At 66.5% G+C, this 15,956-nt stretch carries 15 protein-coding genes and 1 pseudogene; 7 read left to right on the forward strand and 9 right to left on the reverse strand.

Annotated features, from left to right (window positions below):
• Positions 1–46: 46 nt before the first annotated feature.
• Positions 47–757 carry an Ltp family lipoprotein gene (locus NNX37_RS04375; RefSeq protein ID WP_255791081.1) on the reverse strand — a complete coding sequence of 237 codons (711 nt, stop codon included), beginning with the start codon at positions 755–757 and terminating at the stop codon, positions 47–49.
• A 635-nt stretch (positions 758–1,392) separates the two neighbouring features.
• Between NNX37_RS04375 and NNX37_RS04380 the strand changes: the two genes are divergently transcribed.
• The gene (locus tag NNX37_RS04380; protein WP_255791082.1) at positions 1,393–1,974 is read left to right on the forward strand and encodes an MOSC domain-containing protein; all 582 of its coding nucleotides are present in this window, start codon (positions 1,393–1,395) and stop codon (positions 1,972–1,974) included.
• 102 nt (positions 1,975–2,076) lie between these two features.
• Here NNX37_RS04380 and NNX37_RS04385 read toward each other — a convergent pair whose 3' ends face one another.
• From NNX37_RS04385 to NNX37_RS04400, 4 genes are all read right to left on the reverse strand, one after another.
• The gene (locus NNX37_RS04385) at positions 2,077–2,844 is read right to left on the reverse strand and encodes an Ltp family lipoprotein (protein ID WP_255791083.1); all 768 of its coding nucleotides are present in this window, start codon (positions 2,842–2,844) and stop codon (positions 2,077–2,079) included.
• 270 nt (positions 2,845–3,114) lie between these two features.
• On the reverse strand, positions 3,115–4,113 hold the full coding sequence (locus NNX37_RS04390) for a lantibiotic dehydratase C-terminal domain-containing protein (protein WP_255791084.1): 999 nt from the start codon (positions 4,111–4,113) through the stop codon (positions 3,115–3,117).
• A gap of 266 nt (positions 4,114–4,379) precedes the next feature.
• Positions 4,380–4,850, reverse strand: coding sequence for a DUF3592 domain-containing protein (locus NNX37_RS04395; RefSeq protein WP_255791085.1), 471 nt, complete (start codon positions 4,848–4,850; stop codon positions 4,380–4,382).
• Positions 4,851–4,969: 119 nt separating this feature from the next.
• Positions 4,970–5,539, reverse strand: coding sequence for a DapH/DapD/GlmU-related protein (locus NNX37_RS04400; RefSeq protein ID WP_255791086.1), 570 nt, complete (start codon positions 5,537–5,539; stop codon positions 4,970–4,972).
• A 227-nt stretch (positions 5,540–5,766) separates the two neighbouring features.
• On the opposite strand from NNX37_RS04400, the gene NNX37_RS04405 reads away from it, so the two are divergent.
• Complete coding sequence (locus tag NNX37_RS04405; protein WP_255791087.1) at positions 5,767–6,405, forward strand: class I SAM-dependent methyltransferase; 639 nt, start codon at positions 5,767–5,769, stop codon at positions 6,403–6,405.
• Positions 6,406–6,444: 39 nt separating this feature from the next.
• Here NNX37_RS04405 and NNX37_RS04410 read toward each other — a convergent pair whose 3' ends face one another.
• Positions 6,445–7,191 (reverse strand): TetR/AcrR family transcriptional regulator, encoded by a 747-nt coding sequence (locus NNX37_RS04410; RefSeq protein WP_255791088.1) that lies wholly within the window; start codon positions 7,189–7,191, stop codon positions 6,445–6,447.
• A 57-nt stretch (positions 7,192–7,248) separates the two neighbouring features.
• Between NNX37_RS04410 and NNX37_RS04415 the strand changes: the two genes are divergently transcribed.
• The 5 genes and pseudogenes from NNX37_RS04415 to NNX37_RS04435 all read left to right on the forward strand — a co-directional run.
• Positions 7,249–7,977, forward strand: coding sequence for a DUF4386 domain-containing protein (locus tag NNX37_RS04415; protein ID WP_255791089.1), 729 nt, complete (start codon positions 7,249–7,251; stop codon positions 7,975–7,977).
• 42 nt (positions 7,978–8,019) lie between these two features.
• Complete coding sequence (locus NNX37_RS04420; protein ID WP_255791090.1) at positions 8,020–9,447, forward strand: aldehyde dehydrogenase family protein; 1,428 nt, start codon at positions 8,020–8,022, stop codon at positions 9,445–9,447.
• Positions 9,448–9,533: 86 nt separating this feature from the next.
• Positions 9,534–11,045: a GMC family oxidoreductase gene (locus NNX37_RS04425; protein ID WP_255791091.1), complete on the forward strand. Its 1,512-nt coding sequence runs from the start codon at positions 9,534–9,536 to the stop codon at positions 11,043–11,045.
• Positions 11,046–11,075: 30 nt separating this feature from the next.
• The gene (locus NNX37_RS04430; RefSeq protein WP_255791092.1) at positions 11,076–12,116 is read left to right on the forward strand and encodes an FAD-dependent monooxygenase; all 1,041 of its coding nucleotides are present in this window, start codon (positions 11,076–11,078) and stop codon (positions 12,114–12,116) included.
• A 140-nt stretch (positions 12,117–12,256) separates the two neighbouring features.
• A pseudogene (locus NNX37_RS04435) lies at positions 12,257–12,988 on the forward strand (NADPH-dependent F420 reductase); the annotation flags it as partial.
• Between the two features lie 75 nt (positions 12,989–13,063).
• On the opposite strand, the gene NNX37_RS04440 reads toward NNX37_RS04435, so the two are convergent.
• From NNX37_RS04440 to NNX37_RS04450, 3 genes are all read right to left on the reverse strand, one after another.
• Positions 13,064–13,615 carry a dihydrofolate reductase family protein gene (locus NNX37_RS04440; protein ID WP_255791093.1) on the reverse strand — a complete coding sequence of 184 codons (552 nt, stop codon included), beginning with the start codon at positions 13,613–13,615 and terminating at the stop codon, positions 13,064–13,066.
• 67 nt (positions 13,616–13,682) lie between these two features.
• Complete coding sequence (locus NNX37_RS04445; protein ID WP_255791094.1) at positions 13,683–15,233, reverse strand: DUF6297 family protein; 1,551 nt, start codon at positions 15,231–15,233, stop codon at positions 13,683–13,685.
• A 3-nt stretch (positions 15,234–15,236) separates the two neighbouring features.
• Positions 15,237–15,923 carry an ABC transporter ATP-binding protein gene (locus NNX37_RS04450; RefSeq protein WP_255791095.1) on the reverse strand — a complete coding sequence of 229 codons (687 nt, stop codon included), beginning with the start codon at positions 15,921–15,923 and terminating at the stop codon, positions 15,237–15,239.
• Positions 15,924–15,956 lie beyond the last annotated feature (33 nt).

Here is a 15,956-nt window from a genome sequence, read left to right on the forward strand (position 1 = left end):
GCTTCTGGCTATTCCTTGAACGTGCCGGAGACTCCGGCGGAGGAGACTACTTCAGGTTCTGAATGGCGTAGTCGGCTTCCTCGGGGGTGAACTGCTCACCAAACTCGGAGGTCAGCTGGTCCCGGATCGCGTCGGGGGACATCGCCATATCGTTCTGGTACGTCTCCGCCTTCTTAAGCGCGTTGGCATTGAAGTCCGTATCGAGGTTGTCCACTGCGTACTGGGCTGCCTCCGGGCTGAACTTCCCGGCGACGTCGGAGGTCAGCTGGGCGTAGATGCCGGCCTTGCTCATGTACATCATGTCGGCGTAGGTCTCGGCCTGCGTCAGCGCCGACTGGTATTCCTTGGGAACGGAGGGGTCAGCTTCGGGTGCTGCCGCCTCGGCTACCGTGCCGTTGCTTCCCTGAGATACGGCCGGGCTGTTCTCAACGGCCGAGCCCACTGCCAGTGCTCCGGTGAGGAGCAGGATGAGCGAAACGACGACGTTGAGAACCCAGATGATGGCCGTGACAATCCAGGCCATCTTCTTGCTCTCCTGGTATCCGGCGAGCGGCTGGCCCTTCTTGTCCTTCTGGTTGCCGGTCAGGGTGATGATCAGGTCCACCAGCGACCAGATGCCCAAGCCGCCACCTGTCAGGAGCTTCAGGACGCCGGTGCCGATCTTGCCCAGGTAGAAGCGGTCGATGCCCAGTCCGCCCAGGAACAGCGCCAGCAGCCAGGTCACAACGAAGGACTTCTTGGTGGCGGTAGTAGTCATATAGCTTGTCTCGGTAGTGCTCATAGCGGGGTATGCCTTTTCTGTAATGAGGTCGTGCTTTAGGCGCGCAGCGCCATGTTTTACGGGTTCGGCTTCTGCTCATGGAAACATTTCGGCCGTGCGGTTTCGCGAGGGGAAATCATGTCACCCACGCATATCCTCCGGCGGAACCCGCCAGCTTTCCGCATCGAATCACTGACGATGCCTGCTGAGACGGCGACGAAGACGCGTAACCTTGATGAGCTGTGCAGCTTCGAAAAGAGGCAGCGTCTCCCGTGAGTAATTGGCTGCCGGGAGTTTCATGCTGCGGTCAGCACTAAACCAAATGAATAACTAAATTTACACCTAAAAGCTGCCGCGTTATCCAAACGGCAATCCCCATGCCTGCGGTACTTCGTTTGAATGCTGTCCTTCATCAGGATCGGGTACGGAGACAGCGGCACACCGGCGCCGCTAAAAACATGGAATGATCCATCAAATGACATCCAGCTGGAATCCCGGACCCGAACCTGTCGCTCAAAAGTTTGAGGCTGCCTGGCGCGTATCCCCCGGTTTTCGGCTGATTACAGCCACCGCCACCTCGATGCCGGTTGCGCCTGCCGGCCGCGCCCTGATCTGGTAGACGGATGGAACCCATGTCCGCAGGAGAATCGCCCGAAAGCAGCGCCTCAACGATGGAATCGAAAGTTGTCTCCGTCAGTCAAAGCAGCAAGCACACCTTCAGTAAGGACCGGGTTGAATCGGTTCTGCTGGTAGAAGGGCTCGGCGTCGAGGGAGACGTGCATTCCGGCACCACCGTGCAGCATGTGTTCAGAAAGCGGTTCCATCCGACGGAGCCCAACCTGCGGCAGGTGCATCTGATCCAGGCGGAGCTGTTCGAGGAACTCGAGCAGGACGGCTTCGAGGTGGGTCCCGGCGACCTCGGGGAAAACATCACCACCCGCGGCATCGACCTCCTGAACCTGCCCGAGGGAGCACTCCTGCGGATCGGGCCCGACGCCGTCGTTCAGGTAACCGGCCTGCGGAATCCCTGCCGGCAGATCGACCGCTTCCAAACCGGGCTGCTCAAAGCGGTGCTACCCCTCGACAGCAACGGAAAAGTCGTGCGCAAAACGGGAGTCATGGGCATCGTACTGACAGGCGGGTTGGTGAACATCGACGATGAAATACGTGTTGAGCTTCCGGCCGAGCCGCACCGTCACCTTAAGTGTGTCTGAGTCCTGCCGAAGGGACGGACCATGTCCTCCGGGCAAAGGAATAGCCAGAAGCAACGCGTGCGCTTCTGGCTATTCCTTGAAGGTGCCGGAGGCTAAGGCGACTTACTTCAGGTTCTGAATGGCGTAGTCGGCTTCCTCGGGGGTGAACTTTGCGCCGTACGTATCGGTGCTGGCGAGGTAATCCCGCAGCTCATCCAGGGGCTGCGGGGTCTCCTCCTGCAAAACCTTCGCGGATTCCAGCGCGTTGACCTTGTAATCGGCCTTGAGGTTGTCGATGGCGTACTGCGCGGCCTCCGGAGTGTACTGGCCGTACTCCCCACCGAGCTGCTCGTAGATGGCGGCCTTGCTCATGTGCAGGGAGTCGCTGTAGAACGTGGCACTGTTCAGCGCCTGCAGATTGTCATCATTCTTGGGAACGGCGGGAGCGGCGGGTGCTGCCTGAGTGGGTGCGGAGTAGGTCGGTGCCGGGCTGGACAGCGTATTGCTGTTCGTCCCCGGTACCTGCCGGCTTTCCTCGATGACCGCTCCGATTGTCGCCGTCAAAGTAAAGATCGTGACCACCGAAATAATGGCGTTGAGAACCCAGACGACGGCGGTGACAATCCACGCCATCTTCTTGTTCTCCTTGTACTCGGCGAGAGGCTGACCGTATTTGTCCTTCTGGTTGCCGGTCAGGGTGATGATCAGGTCCACCAGCGTCCAGATACCGAAACCGCCGAACGTCAGGAGCTTCACGACACCGGTGCCGATCTTGCCCAGGTAGAAGCGGTCCACGCCAAAGGTGCCAAGGAAGAGCGCGAGCAGCCACGTCACGACGAAGGACTTCTTGGTGGCGGTAGCGGGAATATAGCTTTTTTCGGTGGTGCTCATAACGGGGTTATGCCTTTTCTGTGGTGAGGGTCGTGCTTCCCTGGGCGACAACTTCCAGCGGACAGCCCATTACTTGTAGTAGATAATGCCATCTATTCGATGCCCAGCAGCGCAAAAAAGGTCGCCCCGACGGAATCAAATGAGTAACGAAGGTGCTTTCCCCTCAAGGGCCGCTGCTTCACCCCGAGCTGGATTATTTCGGTGTGGTTTTTGGTCAGCAGCGGTGTGAAGGTGGATGCCGACGTCGTTCAACCGGTACCGCCTACGCCGTCATTTCTTACCCGGCTTTGACGGCTTCGGCGAGCGCTCCTCACCGGAATACTGCGCTTCAATGTCCTTGCTCCAGGCCCGCGCGTATAGGCCGAGGACGGCCTGTTCCCTGAACGGGAAGCCCAGCCGGTTGAGCGCTAACTGGCTTGCCCCCGTAGCCAGCTGCTGCGCGCTGCGACTGATGCGTTGCTTGTCTGCCCGGTACAAATAGTCATCGATGGCCCTTGCCCACCGCTTCCGCCAGATATCCACTGCCGGCTCTGAGGCCAGGGCGGCCATCACTCGATGTGCGGGTACAACCCGGGGTGCCATCCGGGCCATCATTGCCCTGCGCGCTTGCTCAGACTGCGGGCCGTAAGATCCCGTGCAGGCGTGCAGATGGGCGTTCCAGTAGTAGTCCCAGCTTGTAGTCCTGCGGTCGGGCCAAACGGCGGACCGGGGTCCCCGCATCATGGCGTGGCCGGTGTCGAAGAGAAGCAGTGCGGCCAGCATCGAGCGCATGTTGAGGCTGGGAAAGCGGTTGACTGCCCACACGGCCAGGTCCGAGGACACCTCGCAATTCTCGGCTATCAGCTCCAGGCCCTTTGGTCCACCGAACCGTGCAAGTGCGGCTTCCACCACCTCAGGTACCGGTTCGCCCGGAGGTGGCGGATAAGCGATGCCCGGAGAGTGGGAGATCTTTACGGTACCCAGCGTGGCAACGTTTTCGTCCGCCAGCGCGTGCGCAAACTTCCATAGGCGCTTAACGGCATCGTCGGGAGCACGCAAATGCAGGAGCACGGCCTGATGGTCGGATTCCAGGCTGCGTGAAAACCGAAACCGTCCCCCCTCCCCGGTCCGTAGTTGGGAAGTCAGAGGGGCCACAATATGGCGGACTATTTCGTCGCCGACATTCTTACGCTCCGGCTCAATGGTCAGGATGGACCACAGGGTGGTGGTGCTGGGGTGCTGCTGCGCAGGAAGGGTAGCTGCTCCTCGATGAACTGTATTCGATTGCATGACGCGGCTCGTTTCATCCCCGAAAATGATTTCTGGACTTCGCTAGGTGTAGTGCCTACACACTGTGGTCCCGAAATGTGAATGTCCATACTGGCTCCTAGAAATTCTCCGTTTGTTCAGGAGCTCTTTTCCTGAGTACGCAGAGCGACTATGGGTTTTGCGAACCAGCAACGCGCACTGCACCGGACCTTCCTGCTACCCACGCCCCATTGAGACGCGCAATCGGCACCTGGCCGACGAGCTCGCCCGCGGTTGAGGCAGGACCTTCACCAAGACGCCTGGATGCGCCTGGCCCGCCGCCTCACCGCCGCATCCGAGCGTGCCTTAGCCGCGGAAGCAACGCCGCCGCCCCCGAAGAAAAGCGCACCCGCGGTCCACCAGCTCCCATACCGGTGTTCCCAGCCCTCGATGACGGCGTCGGACGGATCATCGGGGTTATAGAACACGTTCACGGGCTCTCCCGAATGAATTGCCGGCGCGTTCCGCCGGGCGACAGGCCACCCCTTCCGCACCACGTGATCCAGCCGCTGCGGAGACGGACCATACCGGCTCTGGGCGGAGAAGCTCACGCTGGCGATGGTCTCTCGGATGCGTCCGGCAGGCCGCTCCCGCGAAGAGAGCACCGTGCCGACGGCGACCGTCCCGCCGTCGATCAGCTGCCGGTCCGCGTGTGCACCGTACACCCCGTACCCGCCCATCAAGGCTCCCATCAGGATGGAGACGACAGCCAGCAGCATCGGCCGTTCCAGCCGCGGCCTTCTATTCCGCCTCCACGCACGCATTCCTCTTCACCCCGGCGCCATAATACTGCCCTCGGGCGTGGCCGTGAGGCGTCGCACCGCGGCGGGACGACGGCTTAACCGTCGAGGGGGCGGATTACCCGTGCCGGTGAACCCACGGCCAGGGACCGCACCGGAACGTTCTTGGTGACGACGGCGCCGGCGGCCACCACGGAATCGTCGCCGATGCTGACGCCGGGCAGCGCCGTGACATTGGAGCCGAGCCAGACGTTCCGACCCAAGGTCACGGGTGCGGGGTGCATGTCCGCGCGCCGGCCCGGTGTCAGATCGTGGTTCAGCGTGGCGAGGACGACGTTGTGGCCGATCAGGCAGTCGTCCCCGATGGTGATGCCGCCCTGGTCCTGGAACCGGCAGCCGGCGTTGATAAACACCCGTTTCCCCAGCGTGATGTTCCTGCCGAAATCGGCGGAGAACGGCGGGAACAGGGCCACGGACTCGTCCACCGGCTTCCCGGTCAGCTGCGACAGCAGCTCCCGCACCCGGGCCGGTTCGTGATAGCCGCTGTTGAGCTCACCGGTGATCCGCAGGGCAGCCTGGCTGGCGGAGTGCATAGCTTCATGCAGGGGCGATCCGGCGGTAATCGTTTCGCCGGCGTTCAGCGCTGTGAGCAGCTCGTCGAGGTCCATGGGAGTCCTTGTCCGTTGACGTACGTTTTCATACGGTTTCACCGGCGCGAGAGGCTGGCTGATGGAGCAGACTATATAAAGTCATCTTTATACTCGTTGATACTTTTTACGACCCAGAAACTAAGAGAAGCTCGGGTGCAGAACACCGTGACCGCGAAAGTGGCCGAACCACGGCTCCGAGCCGCCTGATCGAGTTCAAGTTGCGCTGCTTAGATTAGGCTGAAACGGTGACGCACAGCTTCGATAAGGATTACTGGGAACAGCATTGGCACGAGGCCCCCGAGACGGCCACGGCCGCTCCTGAAGCGACCCTGCCGAACCCCTACGTCCAGCGCATCGCCCGCGAGCTGTCCCCCGGCACGGCGCTCGACGCCGGCTGCGGCACCGGCACCGAAGCCCTGGAACTTGCCGCTCACGGCTGGAACGTCACCGGCGCGGACTTATCCTCCACAGCCCTCGAAACGGCCGCCCGGCAAGCCGCCAACCGGCCCCTTCCCGGCAGCGTGACCTGGATCGAAGCGGATCTGGTCTCCTGGGAACCGGGACGCCGGTTCGAACTCGTGATGACCAACTATGCCCATCCGGCCATGCCGCAGCTGGCGTTTTACCAGCGGATCATGGACTGGGTGGCCCCCGGCGGGACGCTGCTGATTGTCGGCCACGCCCACGACCCGGCCGCCATGACCGCCCACGGGCACCATCCGCCGGACGAAGCCACCGTCACCGCTGAAGACGTTGCTGCACTTCTGGATCCGGCGGAATGGACAATCACCATTGCCGACCGGCAGTCCCGCACCCTCACCGCGCCGGACGGGCAGACCGTCACCCTGCCCGACGTCGTCGTCTCCGCCACCCGGCGGAACTAGGCCACCCGGCCACGCACCGGAGCCCGGCGCCCCGCGAACCTAACCGTCGCGCCAGGAACCCCGCAGGGTCTCAATGCCGTCCAGCAGCACGTCCAGCCCGACAGCGAACTCCGCGTCGTAGTCGTAGCCTTCCTTCGCCAGCTCACCCACCACTTCGAGCAGGTACGGATAGCGGGCCGCGGCCTCCGCAGATTCACCGTCGCGGGTGGCCGCAGCCGCCGCGGCCGACTCCTCCGGGGTCTCGAAGGACAGGGTCTTCTGCTGCAGGGCGAAGCCGTACACGTAGGCATCCAGCAGGCTGGTGACGTGGACGGTGCTGCGGAAGGAAAAGCCGCTCTCCCGCAGGCAGCCCAGCAGCGCGTTGTGCTGGCGTAGGTTCTCCGGCCCCGGCCGGCCCGCCGCCTCCATCAGTCCCACGGCCCAGCGGTGCGTAACCAGCGCGGACCGGAGTGAAGCGGCACGAACGCGCAGAGCCTGCTTCCAGCCGTGCCCGCTGTCCGGCTCCGTGACCTCCGCCCAGACCAGGTCCACCATGCCCTCGAGCAGTTCCTGCTTATTCGCCACATGCTTGTACAGCGCCATCGGCACCACGCCGAGTTCCTGGGAAAGCGTGCGCATGGTGAAGCCGTCGATGCCCGCCTGATCGGCCAGTACGACGCCGGCGCGGAGCACGGCGTCCCGGTTCAGGCGCGCGCGGCGCGCGGACGCTTCCTGCTGCCGTACCTTCGGTACCTGTCCCACAGAGCCGCCTTCCTGGAATTTGGTGCTTGACAGAGTGTACGTCATACACCTAGGTTCGTCGCATCAGGTGTACGCAGTACACCTTCGGCCGACAGGAGCACCATGCACGCCTCCAACCGGACCGCCCGGACCGCCGGGATCCTCTTCCTCCTCACCTTCGCCTCCGCCATCGCCGGGGCTGCGCTCTACGCACCGCTGCTGACCGACCCGGACTACGTCGCCGGACCCGGTGCGGACACCCGGATCCTGCTCGGAGCGGTCTGCGAACTGGTGCTGATCGTCGCGAACATCGGCACCGCCGTCGTGCTGTTCCCCGTCCTCCGCCGGCACAGCGAGACCGCTGCGGTCGGCTATGTCGCGGCGCGAATCATGGAATGCGCGCTGATTGCCGTCGGGATCCTCAGCGTGCTCACCGCCGTGACGCTGCGGCAGAGCGCCGGGGCCGACGCCGGGGAGTATCTTCCCGTTGCCCGGGCGCTGGTGGCGGTGCACGGCTGGACCTTCCTGCTCGGCCCGGGGTTCGTGGTGGGCATCGGTAACGGGCTGCTGCTGGGGTTCCTGATGTACCGCTCGCACCTGGTGCCGCGGCCGATGGCCCTGTTCGGCCTGATTGGCGGTCCGCTGATGTCACTGTCCGGCCTGGCCGTGCTTTTCGGCGCCTACGGGCAGTCCTCGGTGCCGTCCGCGCTGGCCACCCTTCCGGAGATCATCTGGGAGGCCTCGCTGGGGATTTACCTGACAGTGGCCGGCTTCCGCCGGCCGCGGAAGGCCCGCACGGACAGGGTGCTTCCGCGCCACTCTGTGCGCCGGCTCGTCGGCATGCTCCACTGATCCCTGACAAGCAACCACGCCCCAATGAAGGAGCACACCCCCATGCCCGCCTCCGAATCTTCCCTCACTAGCTACGCGGACCTGCTCGCCGCCGTAGCCCCCGCCGGCGACTCCCGGCCGATTCTCGATCCGGCCACCGGTGAACTCGTCGCCGAGGCCCCAGTGCACACCGTCGATGATCTCGAAAAAGCCGTCGCCGCCGCCCGCGCCGCCCAGCCGTCCTGGGCCGGCCTCGGCCATTCCGGCCGCCGGGAATCGCTGAACCGCGCGGCCGACGCCATTGACGCCGCTGCCGAAGGGCTCGCCGAGCTCCTCTCCCGCGAGCAGGGCAAGCCGCTGAACGGACCGAACGCCCGCTTCGAGGTCGGCGGGGCAGCCGCGTGGCTGCGCGCCGCGGCGTTGTTCGATCTGGAGCCCGAGGTGCTGGTGGACGACGACGGCGGCCGCGCCGAACTGCATTACCGCCCCCTCGGCGTCGTGGGCGCCATCGGGCCGTGGAACTGGCCCATGATGATCAGCATCTGGCAGCTCGCCCCCGCCCTGCGGATGGGCAACACCGTGGTGATGAAGCCCTCCGAATACACTCCCCTGTCCGTGCTCGCCCTGGCGGCCGTACTCAACCAGGTACTGCCGGCCGATGTGCTGCATGTGGTCTCCGGCGGCCGCGACGTCGGAGAAACCCTCGCCGCCCACCCGGACGTGGACAAGATCATGTTCACCGGGTCCACCGCCACCGGCAAGGCCATCATCCGCTCCTCCGCGGACACCGTGAAGCGCCTGACCCTGGAGCTCGGCGGCAACGACGCCGGCATCGTCCTGCCCGACGCCGATCCAAAGACCATTGCCGAAGGCCTGTTCTGGGGTGCGTTCATCAACACCGGACAGACCTGCGCCGCGATGAAGCGCCTCTACGTGCACGAGGACATCTACGACGACGTCGTCACCTCCCTCGCCGAGGTCGCCAAGGCCATGCCGATGGGCGTGGGCCTGGACGAAAACAACGTGCTCGGCCCGCTGCAGAACAAGGCCCAGTACGACATCGTCGCGCAGCTGGTGGACGCCGCCCGCGACGCCGGCGCCCGTATTGTGCTCGGCGGCAATCCGGAGCAGGACCAGCCCGGCTACTTCTACCCCGCAACGCTGGTGGCGGACATCGACAATGACAATCCGCTGGTCGCCCGGGAACAGTTCGGCCCGGCCCTGCCCATCATCCGGTACTCCACCGTGGACGAAGCAGTGGAGATGGCCAACGGGCTCGACGTCGGCCTCGGCGCCTCCGTCTGGTCCTCGGACAAGGATGCCGCCCGCGAGGTGGCCGCCCGCATACAGGCCGGCACCGTCTGGATCAACAAGCACGGCGCCGTTGATCCGCGGGTTCCCTTCGGCGGCGCGAAGCAGTCCGGCTACGGGCTCGAATTCGGCGTCGAAGGCCTCAAGCATCTGGGCGCCCCGCAGGTCATCAGCTACTGATCCCCCCATACCCGCGGTGTCGGACCGGGGTTCCCCCCTCACCGGCCCGGCACCGTGTTGTCCTTCCCCGCAGTGAAAGGTTCTCCGTGAACTCCTACATCGTCATCGGCGCCGGTTCCGCCGGCTGCGTGATTGCCCGCCGGCTGCTCGACGCCGGCCACACCGTCACCGTCCTGGAAGCGGGCGGCGAGGACACCAACCCGGTGATCGCCGACGTCCACGCCGCCGGCGGCCTGTGGCACGGCCCCGAGGACTGGGACTACTACACGGTGGAGCAGCCCGGCGCCTCGAACCGGAAGATCCATCTGCCCCGCGGCAAGGTCCTGGGCGGCTCGCACGCCCTGAACGCAACCATCTGGGTCCGCGGCGCCAAGCAGGACTACGACACCTGGAACTACCTCGGCTGCCCGGGCTGGGGCTGGGAGGACGTGCTTCCGGTCTTCCGCGCCATCGAGAACTACGACGGCGGCGCCTCCGAAAGCCGCGGCACCGACGGCCCGCTCGACGTCGTCGGGGATTTCCCGATGAACCCGGTACAGGAGTCCATCCTGGCCGGCGCCGCGGAAATGGGGATCAAGCTCAACGAGGACTACAACTCCGGGGACGTGGAGGGTGCCTCGAAGATGCAGCTGAACATCCGGGACGGGAAGCGCTTCAACACCTGGCATGCGTACCTCCGCCCGGTGGCCAATGACCCGCGGCTGACCCTGCTGACCGGGGCCACCGTGCGGCGGCTGCTGATCGAGGACGGCGCCGTGACCGGCGTCGAGTTCGAGCAAGACGGCGAGGTGCGGACTGTCCGCGCCGACGAGACCGTGCTGGCCGGCGGCGCGTTCGGCTCCCCCGAGGTGCTGCTGCGTTCGGGCATCGGACCGGCCGAGGAGCTGCGGCAGGCCGGCGTCGAACCCGTCCTGGATCTGCCCGGCGTCGGCAAGAACCTGCATGACCATCTGCTCTCCCCGGTCATCTTCACCACCACGGCCAAGCCCGTGCCGGCACCGGAGGTGGGCGCGGCGGAGACGCATCTGTTCTGGAAATCCCGTCCGGACCTGGCGGTGCCGGACACCCAGCCCATCCACTTCTCACTGCCGATGTATTTCCTGGACTCGATGAGCGGACCGGACAACGGGTTCTCGCTGGTGGCCGGCATTGTCCGTCCGCTCAGCCGCGGCGAAATCACGCTTTCCGGACCTGAACCGGAAGACCCCATCCGCATTGATCTGGGCGCCCTCACGGAGCAGGCGGACGTGGACTCGCTGGCAGCTTCCGTCCGGCAGTGCCGCGAACTGGGCCGAACCGCTGCCCTGGCCGGGGAATGGGGTGCGGAGGAGGTCTACCCCGGTCCGGAGGTCTCGGACAGTGCCGAAGACCTGGAGCAGTACGTCCGGGACACTGCCGTGACCTATCACCACCAGGTCGGCACCTGCAAGATGGGTCTGGATGCCCTGGCCGTGGTGGATCCGCGGACTCTGCAGGTGCACGGGATGTCCGGCCTGCGGATCGCCGACGCCTCGGTCATGCCGCTGGTACCCACGGGCAACACCAACGCACCCACCATCATGATCGCCGAGCGGGCCGCGGAGATGATCCTGAGCTAGTCCCCAGCGGCTCCATAAAGAGGAGAGGCCATGCGGGGTTCAGCACTGATCGTTGGAGCGGGTATTGCAGGAACCGCAGTTGCGCGGGGGCTGCTCCTCGCCGGATGGTCGGTCCAGGTGCTGGAACGCGGTGCAAACCTGCCCGGCAGCGGAACGGCGCTGGCCATGTGGCCCGAGGCGATGCGGGCTCTCGACGCATTGGGTGCCGGTGACGCAGTCCGCGCCGGTTCGGTGGAAGAGCACGGCGCACGGATCCTGAAACCCGACGGCAGCCAGGTTGCGGCCATGGGTCGCAGCCGGACCGCTCGCTTTGTCCCACGCACCGTCCTGCTGGACGCTCTCTCCGGGGATTTGCCCGCCGGAGTTATCGAATGGAATTCGCCGGTCGCTGAGCCCTCAACCCTGCCCTCTGCCGATGTTGTGGTGGCCGCCGACGGCATCTTCAGCCGCCTGCGCACCGCCTGCAACGGAATATCGCCCCGGGCGCTGGGAACAGTGGCCTTTCGCGGCGTTGTCCCCGGCCCGGCCGGCGGGGTCAGCGAGACGTGGGGGCACGGCCGGCTGTTCGGCATTACGCCGCTGGATGCCGGCAGCACTAACTGGTTTGCCTGTCTCCGCTCCACCGACCTTCCTCCGCTGGGTTCCCCGGAGGCTATCGGCGCCCAGGGGGCAGACCTGCTGCGCAGCCTCTACCGCGGGTGGCATCCGGACGTCGCCCGGGTTCTGGGAAAACTGGACGGAAGCCCGCTAGATTACCGGGAGCTGTTCGACGTTCCGCCGCTCGCGTCCTATATTTCCGGCAACTTGGCGCTGCTGGGCGACGCTGCGCACGGCATGGCACCGAACCTTGGCCGCGGCGCCTGCGAGGCTCTTCTGGACGCGGTTGCCCTGATTGACGCACTCAGCTCGGCTCCCGACGTTACCGCCGGCCTGCAGCGCTACGACGCCGGCCGGCGTCGGCGGGGAAACCTCATGGTCCGGGCGGCACGGCTGCTGAACCGTGTCGCCACGGCCGAGCATTTCACCGGAGCCCGCAACCTCGCGATGGCCGCCGGGGCACGGTTCGCCTAGTACTTTCCGCCGCCCCGAAGCCGCCGCAAAGCCGCCGTCAGGGGCGCCGTTGACGTCCCGGGGAATTCCACCGCAGCAGGAGCAGTTTCCTCTTTTGAGGGGCTGCCGGAGGACATCCGTGCCAGTCCAGCCGAACATCATCGAAGGGATACGCAATGTCGACATTGGGAATCATTGGGAGCGGGAACATCGGATCCGCGGTTGCGCGGCTCGCGGTTGCGGCGGGCATGAACGTCGTTATTGCCAACTCGCGGGGACCTGAAACGCTCTCGGACCTGGTAGCCGAGCTCGGGCCGCTTGCCCAGGCCGGCACGGTGGAAGACGCCGCGAAACTCGGCGACGCCGTCGTGCTTTCCATTCCGCTGAACGCGGTTTCCGCTCTTCCGGACGGACTCCTGGCCGGCAAGATCGTCCTGGACACCAGCAATTACTACCCGTCCCGGGACGGGCGCATCGCCGAGCTTGATGACAGCACGGTGACCACCAGCGAACTGGTGCAGAGCCGGCTTCCCGGAGCGCAGTATGTCAAGGCCTTCAACAACATCCTGGCCCACCACCTTCCGCTTCTGGCCCGTCCCGCCGGGTCCGCTGACCGCTCCGCGCTGCCCATCGCCTCCGACGATGACACGGCCAAGGCTGAGGCGGCGGCGCTCATCGACGGGCTGGGCTACGACGTCGTCGACGCCGGCACCGTCGCCGAGAGCTGGAAGTTCGAGCCGGACTCCGCAGGCTACACCCGTCTTTACCTCGCGGATGCCAGCACACCCGACGACCAGCTGATGAGCTCGGATCCGGGCACAACACCCAAGGAGAAGGTCGAATCCGCGCTGGCGTCGGCCACCCGGGTGAACGTTGCCGACCGTCTCTTCTAGGCGGTAGCTAGCTGGGTGCGCGGCGGCCGGGTGCGATCCGGGCGCCGCGCAGGCCGTCGCGCAGCAAACACCGCCTCAGCCCACGGCGTAGGTCACCCGGACTCCCCCGTTGTCGAGGCGCTGTTCCCGCAGCAGGCGAAGGTTCAGCGACAACCCGTCGGGCAGGGCCCGCGTGCCGCCGCCGGCAATGACCGGACAGATCACCAGCGACACAACGTCCACCAGGCCCATCCGCATAGCGCTCTTGGCCAGCTCCGGACCGCCGATCGTCACGTTTCCCGCGGCCTTGGCCCGCTCCACGGCATCCCGTGTCAGGGCAGATTCCAGGGTGGTCCGGCCGGTGTAAACCTCCGGGAGTGTGGAGGAAAACACCACCTTGGGCACCGCCGTCCAGGCCGCCGCGAACCGGTCCGTCCCCGGCGGCCCTCCGGCCAAGGCTGGATCGGTTTCCCAGACGGCCATGGTTTCGTACATCCGCCGCCCGTAGAGCACGGCGGCCGCGTCCTCCAGGTCCTCGGAATGTGAAACAAGAAAATCCTCGGTCGGCTCCAGCCAGGCGAAGTTACCGTCAGCGTCGGCGCTGTATCCGTCCAGTGAGCAGTTCATGGAGTACATCAGGGATCCCATCCCTTCACTCAACCCCCGGGTCTTCCCGCTGCACAAGGGTGCCGGAACGCAGGGGTGTGCGGCGGTCCTACTTCGGCCGCGAGTACATCACCAGCAGGACGCAGACCGCGGAAAAGCCCGCCTGCGCCAGGAGCAGCACCATAGGAACGTAGCCCAGGAACAGGCCCAGCAGCAGCGGCACCGCGGCCAGCAGAATGGTGTCCAGCCCCTGCGCCAGCGATCCGGTCTGCGCGGTGGGCACCGGCCCGAACACGGTTTCCACCGGCGGAGCGGTCCAGTCGGGCAGTGGCCGGTAGGCACCCCGCACCGCCGCGGCGCCGAACCCGATCCCGGCGAGCGCACCAAGCCCGATCAACGCCGGAGTGCCCGTGCCCAGCAGCACCAGGACGGCGCAGAACACAGCGGACCAGAGTGCCAGGACGGCGGCGGGCAGGACCGTGCGGCTCAGCCGGACCAGTGCCGGGGACAGCGGCAGCAGGGCGTCCAGGCCCGGGGTGATGGCGGTCTGCCGGGCCAGGGCACCCGGGGCCGGAACCACCGCGCAGACGGTGAGCAGGATGATGACCAGCTGCAGCGGCGCCGGCTGCTGGCCGGCGGTAAGCAGCACGGCCACGCACAGCAGGAGCAGCAGCACGGGACGCCCCCAGATCCCCGGGGTGCGCAGAAACGCGGTGGCATCGGCCCGCAGCAGCGCACTGAACGGAGTGCGCGCGCCCTTCGCGTACCAGCGCCGGGCACGGGAAGACGTCCTTCCGGGCGTCCCGGCGAACGCCCGTCCCAGCTCATTGGTGTCCATCAGGTACAGCGCGGCACCGGCATGCCCGGACACCCCGCCGCCGCGGATCAGTTCCCGGCCCGGGATCTCACCCATCCGCGTAAACACCAGCACTCCCAGTCCGACGACGGCGGCCAACGCCGCGGCGGCAGGCTCCAGTTCCCCGGCCGCGGCTCTCCGGGGCAGGAAACTCAGCAGGGCCAGCAGCACCAGCCCGCCGGCCGCACCCGCTGCTCCCGCCGGGAAACCGTTCCCGGCAGACTGCCGCAGCGCCGCCAGCAGCAGCGCGCAGGCCGCGGCCAACCCGAAGACGGCAGCGCCGAGGAACTGCCCTTCCACCGTTGCCGCCAGATCCGTAATGAAGCCGACCGGCAGATACAGGACCGCACCCGCGGCCCAGACCAGGCCCACCCGTCGGACCAGCCCTCCGACGAGAAACGGACGCCGCTCCACAGGCAGGCTCAGCCACCAGTACCCCTCGGCCGACGCGACGGCCACCGGCCCGAGCTTCCGCGCCCCCGCCATCACAGCGGCCAGCGCGGCGAACAGCAGCACGGTCGCCGCGGCGCCGTCGGGCAGGGCGGTCCATTCCGCGGTCACAACGGTGCGGCGGCCGCCGGTGCCGGTCCCCAGGGCCTTCGCGACCTCGTTCCGCATCGCCAGCACCAGTCCCCCGGCCAGGGCGAGGATGGTCCCGGCGCCCAGCAGTGTGGCATAGGCATCCAGCAGCACATCCCGGACACGGACACTGCCGCGGCGGATGTCCCGCGAGGCAACGCGCGTATAGCGGGCCGGATTGAACTCCGTGGGTAATGGATCGGCAGACGCTTCGGTCCGGGCCACGGGTTACCGGCCCGCGATCTCGGCGGCGGCCAGTGCCGGTTCGATCTCCCGCACCTCGTCATCGATCAGCAGGCAGCGTCCGGCGGTGGCCAGGAGCAGCGCGGGGTCGTGGGTCACGAGCAGGACCGTGCCGCCGTCGTCGGCGTACCGGCGGATCCGCTCCCCCACCCGTTCGCGCATCACCGGGTCCAGGCGCTGCTCGGGTTCGTCCAGGATCAGCAGGGAGGAGGGCCGGATCAGGGCCGAGGCGAGCAGCAGCCGGCGGCGCTGGCCGGAGGAGACGGACTCCGGAACGGCGCCTGCGCGCTCCTGCAGGCCGAAAAAGTCCAGTTCCGCGTCGACGGCGGCATCCGGGTCCGCGACGCCGTGGCCGCGGGCAACCAGCTGCAGATGTTCCCGCAGCGACAGGGAGGGGAAGAACGCGTCCTCGTCGAAGAGGGCGGCCACCTGCCGGCGGAACGGAATGGCGTCCTCGTTGGCGGGCAGCCCGTGCACGCGCACCTCGCCGTCCAGCATCAGCTGCTTCCCGGCGATGGTGCGGGCGGCGGTGGATTTGCCGGCGCCGTTGAAGCCCACGACGCCGAGGACCTCCCCCGCATCCGCATGCGCGGTGATGGCGCCGCACACGGGCGCCCCGGTGTACCCCACCAGCAGATTCGAAATCTCGAGCACGGCCCCCGGAGCAGTCATGGCCCTAATCTAGCGGGCCGGGAAGGCCTCCGC

This window comes from Arthrobacter zhaoxinii (genome assembly GCF_024385505.1).
Classification (GTDB): domain Bacteria; phylum Actinomycetota; class Actinomycetes; order Actinomycetales; family Micrococcaceae; genus Arthrobacter_B; species Arthrobacter_B zhaoxinii.

Excerpts from the sequence above, each read along its gene's own strand:
- NNX37_RS04440 (WP_255791093.1), bottom strand. The coding sequence starts at position 13,615 with ATGGGATCCCTGATGTACTCCATGAACTGCTCACTGGACGGATACAGC.
- NNX37_RS04420 (WP_255791090.1), top strand. The coding sequence starts at position 8,020 with ATGCCCGCCTCCGAATCTTCCCTCACTAGCTACGCGGACCTGCTCGCC.
- NNX37_RS04430 (WP_255791092.1), top strand. The coding sequence starts at position 11,076 with ATGCGGGGTTCAGCACTGATCGTTGGAGCGGGTATTGCAGGAACCGCA.
- NNX37_RS04395 (WP_255791085.1), bottom strand. The coding sequence starts at position 4,850 with ATGCTGCTGGCTGTCGTCTCCATCCTGATGGGAGCCTTGATGGGCGGG.
- NNX37_RS04390 (WP_255791084.1), bottom strand. The coding sequence starts at position 4,113 with ATGCAATCGAATACAGTTCATCGAGGAGCAGCTACCCTTCCTGCGCAG.
- NNX37_RS04415 (WP_255791089.1), top strand. The coding sequence starts at position 7,249 with ATGCACGCCTCCAACCGGACCGCCCGGACCGCCGGGATCCTCTTCCTC.
- NNX37_RS04410 (WP_255791088.1), bottom strand. The coding sequence starts at position 7,191 with ATGACGTACACTCTGTCAAGCACCAAATTCCAGGAAGGCGGCTCTGTG.
- NNX37_RS04380 (WP_255791082.1), top strand. The coding sequence starts at position 1,393 with ATGTCCGCAGGAGAATCGCCCGAAAGCAGCGCCTCAACGATGGAATCG.
- NNX37_RS04385 (WP_255791083.1), bottom strand. The coding sequence starts at position 2,844 with ATGAGCACCACCGAAAAAAGCTATATTCCCGCTACCGCCACCAAGAAG.
- NNX37_RS04450 (WP_255791095.1), bottom strand. The coding sequence starts at position 15,923 with ATGACTGCTCCGGGGGCCGTGCTCGAGATTTCGAATCTGCTGGTGGGG.
- NNX37_RS04400 (WP_255791086.1), bottom strand. The coding sequence starts at position 5,539 with ATGGACCTCGACGAGCTGCTCACAGCGCTGAACGCCGGCGAAACGATT.
- NNX37_RS04375 (WP_255791081.1), bottom strand. The coding sequence starts at position 757 with ATGACTACTACCGCCACCAAGAAGTCCTTCGTTGTGACCTGGCTGCTG.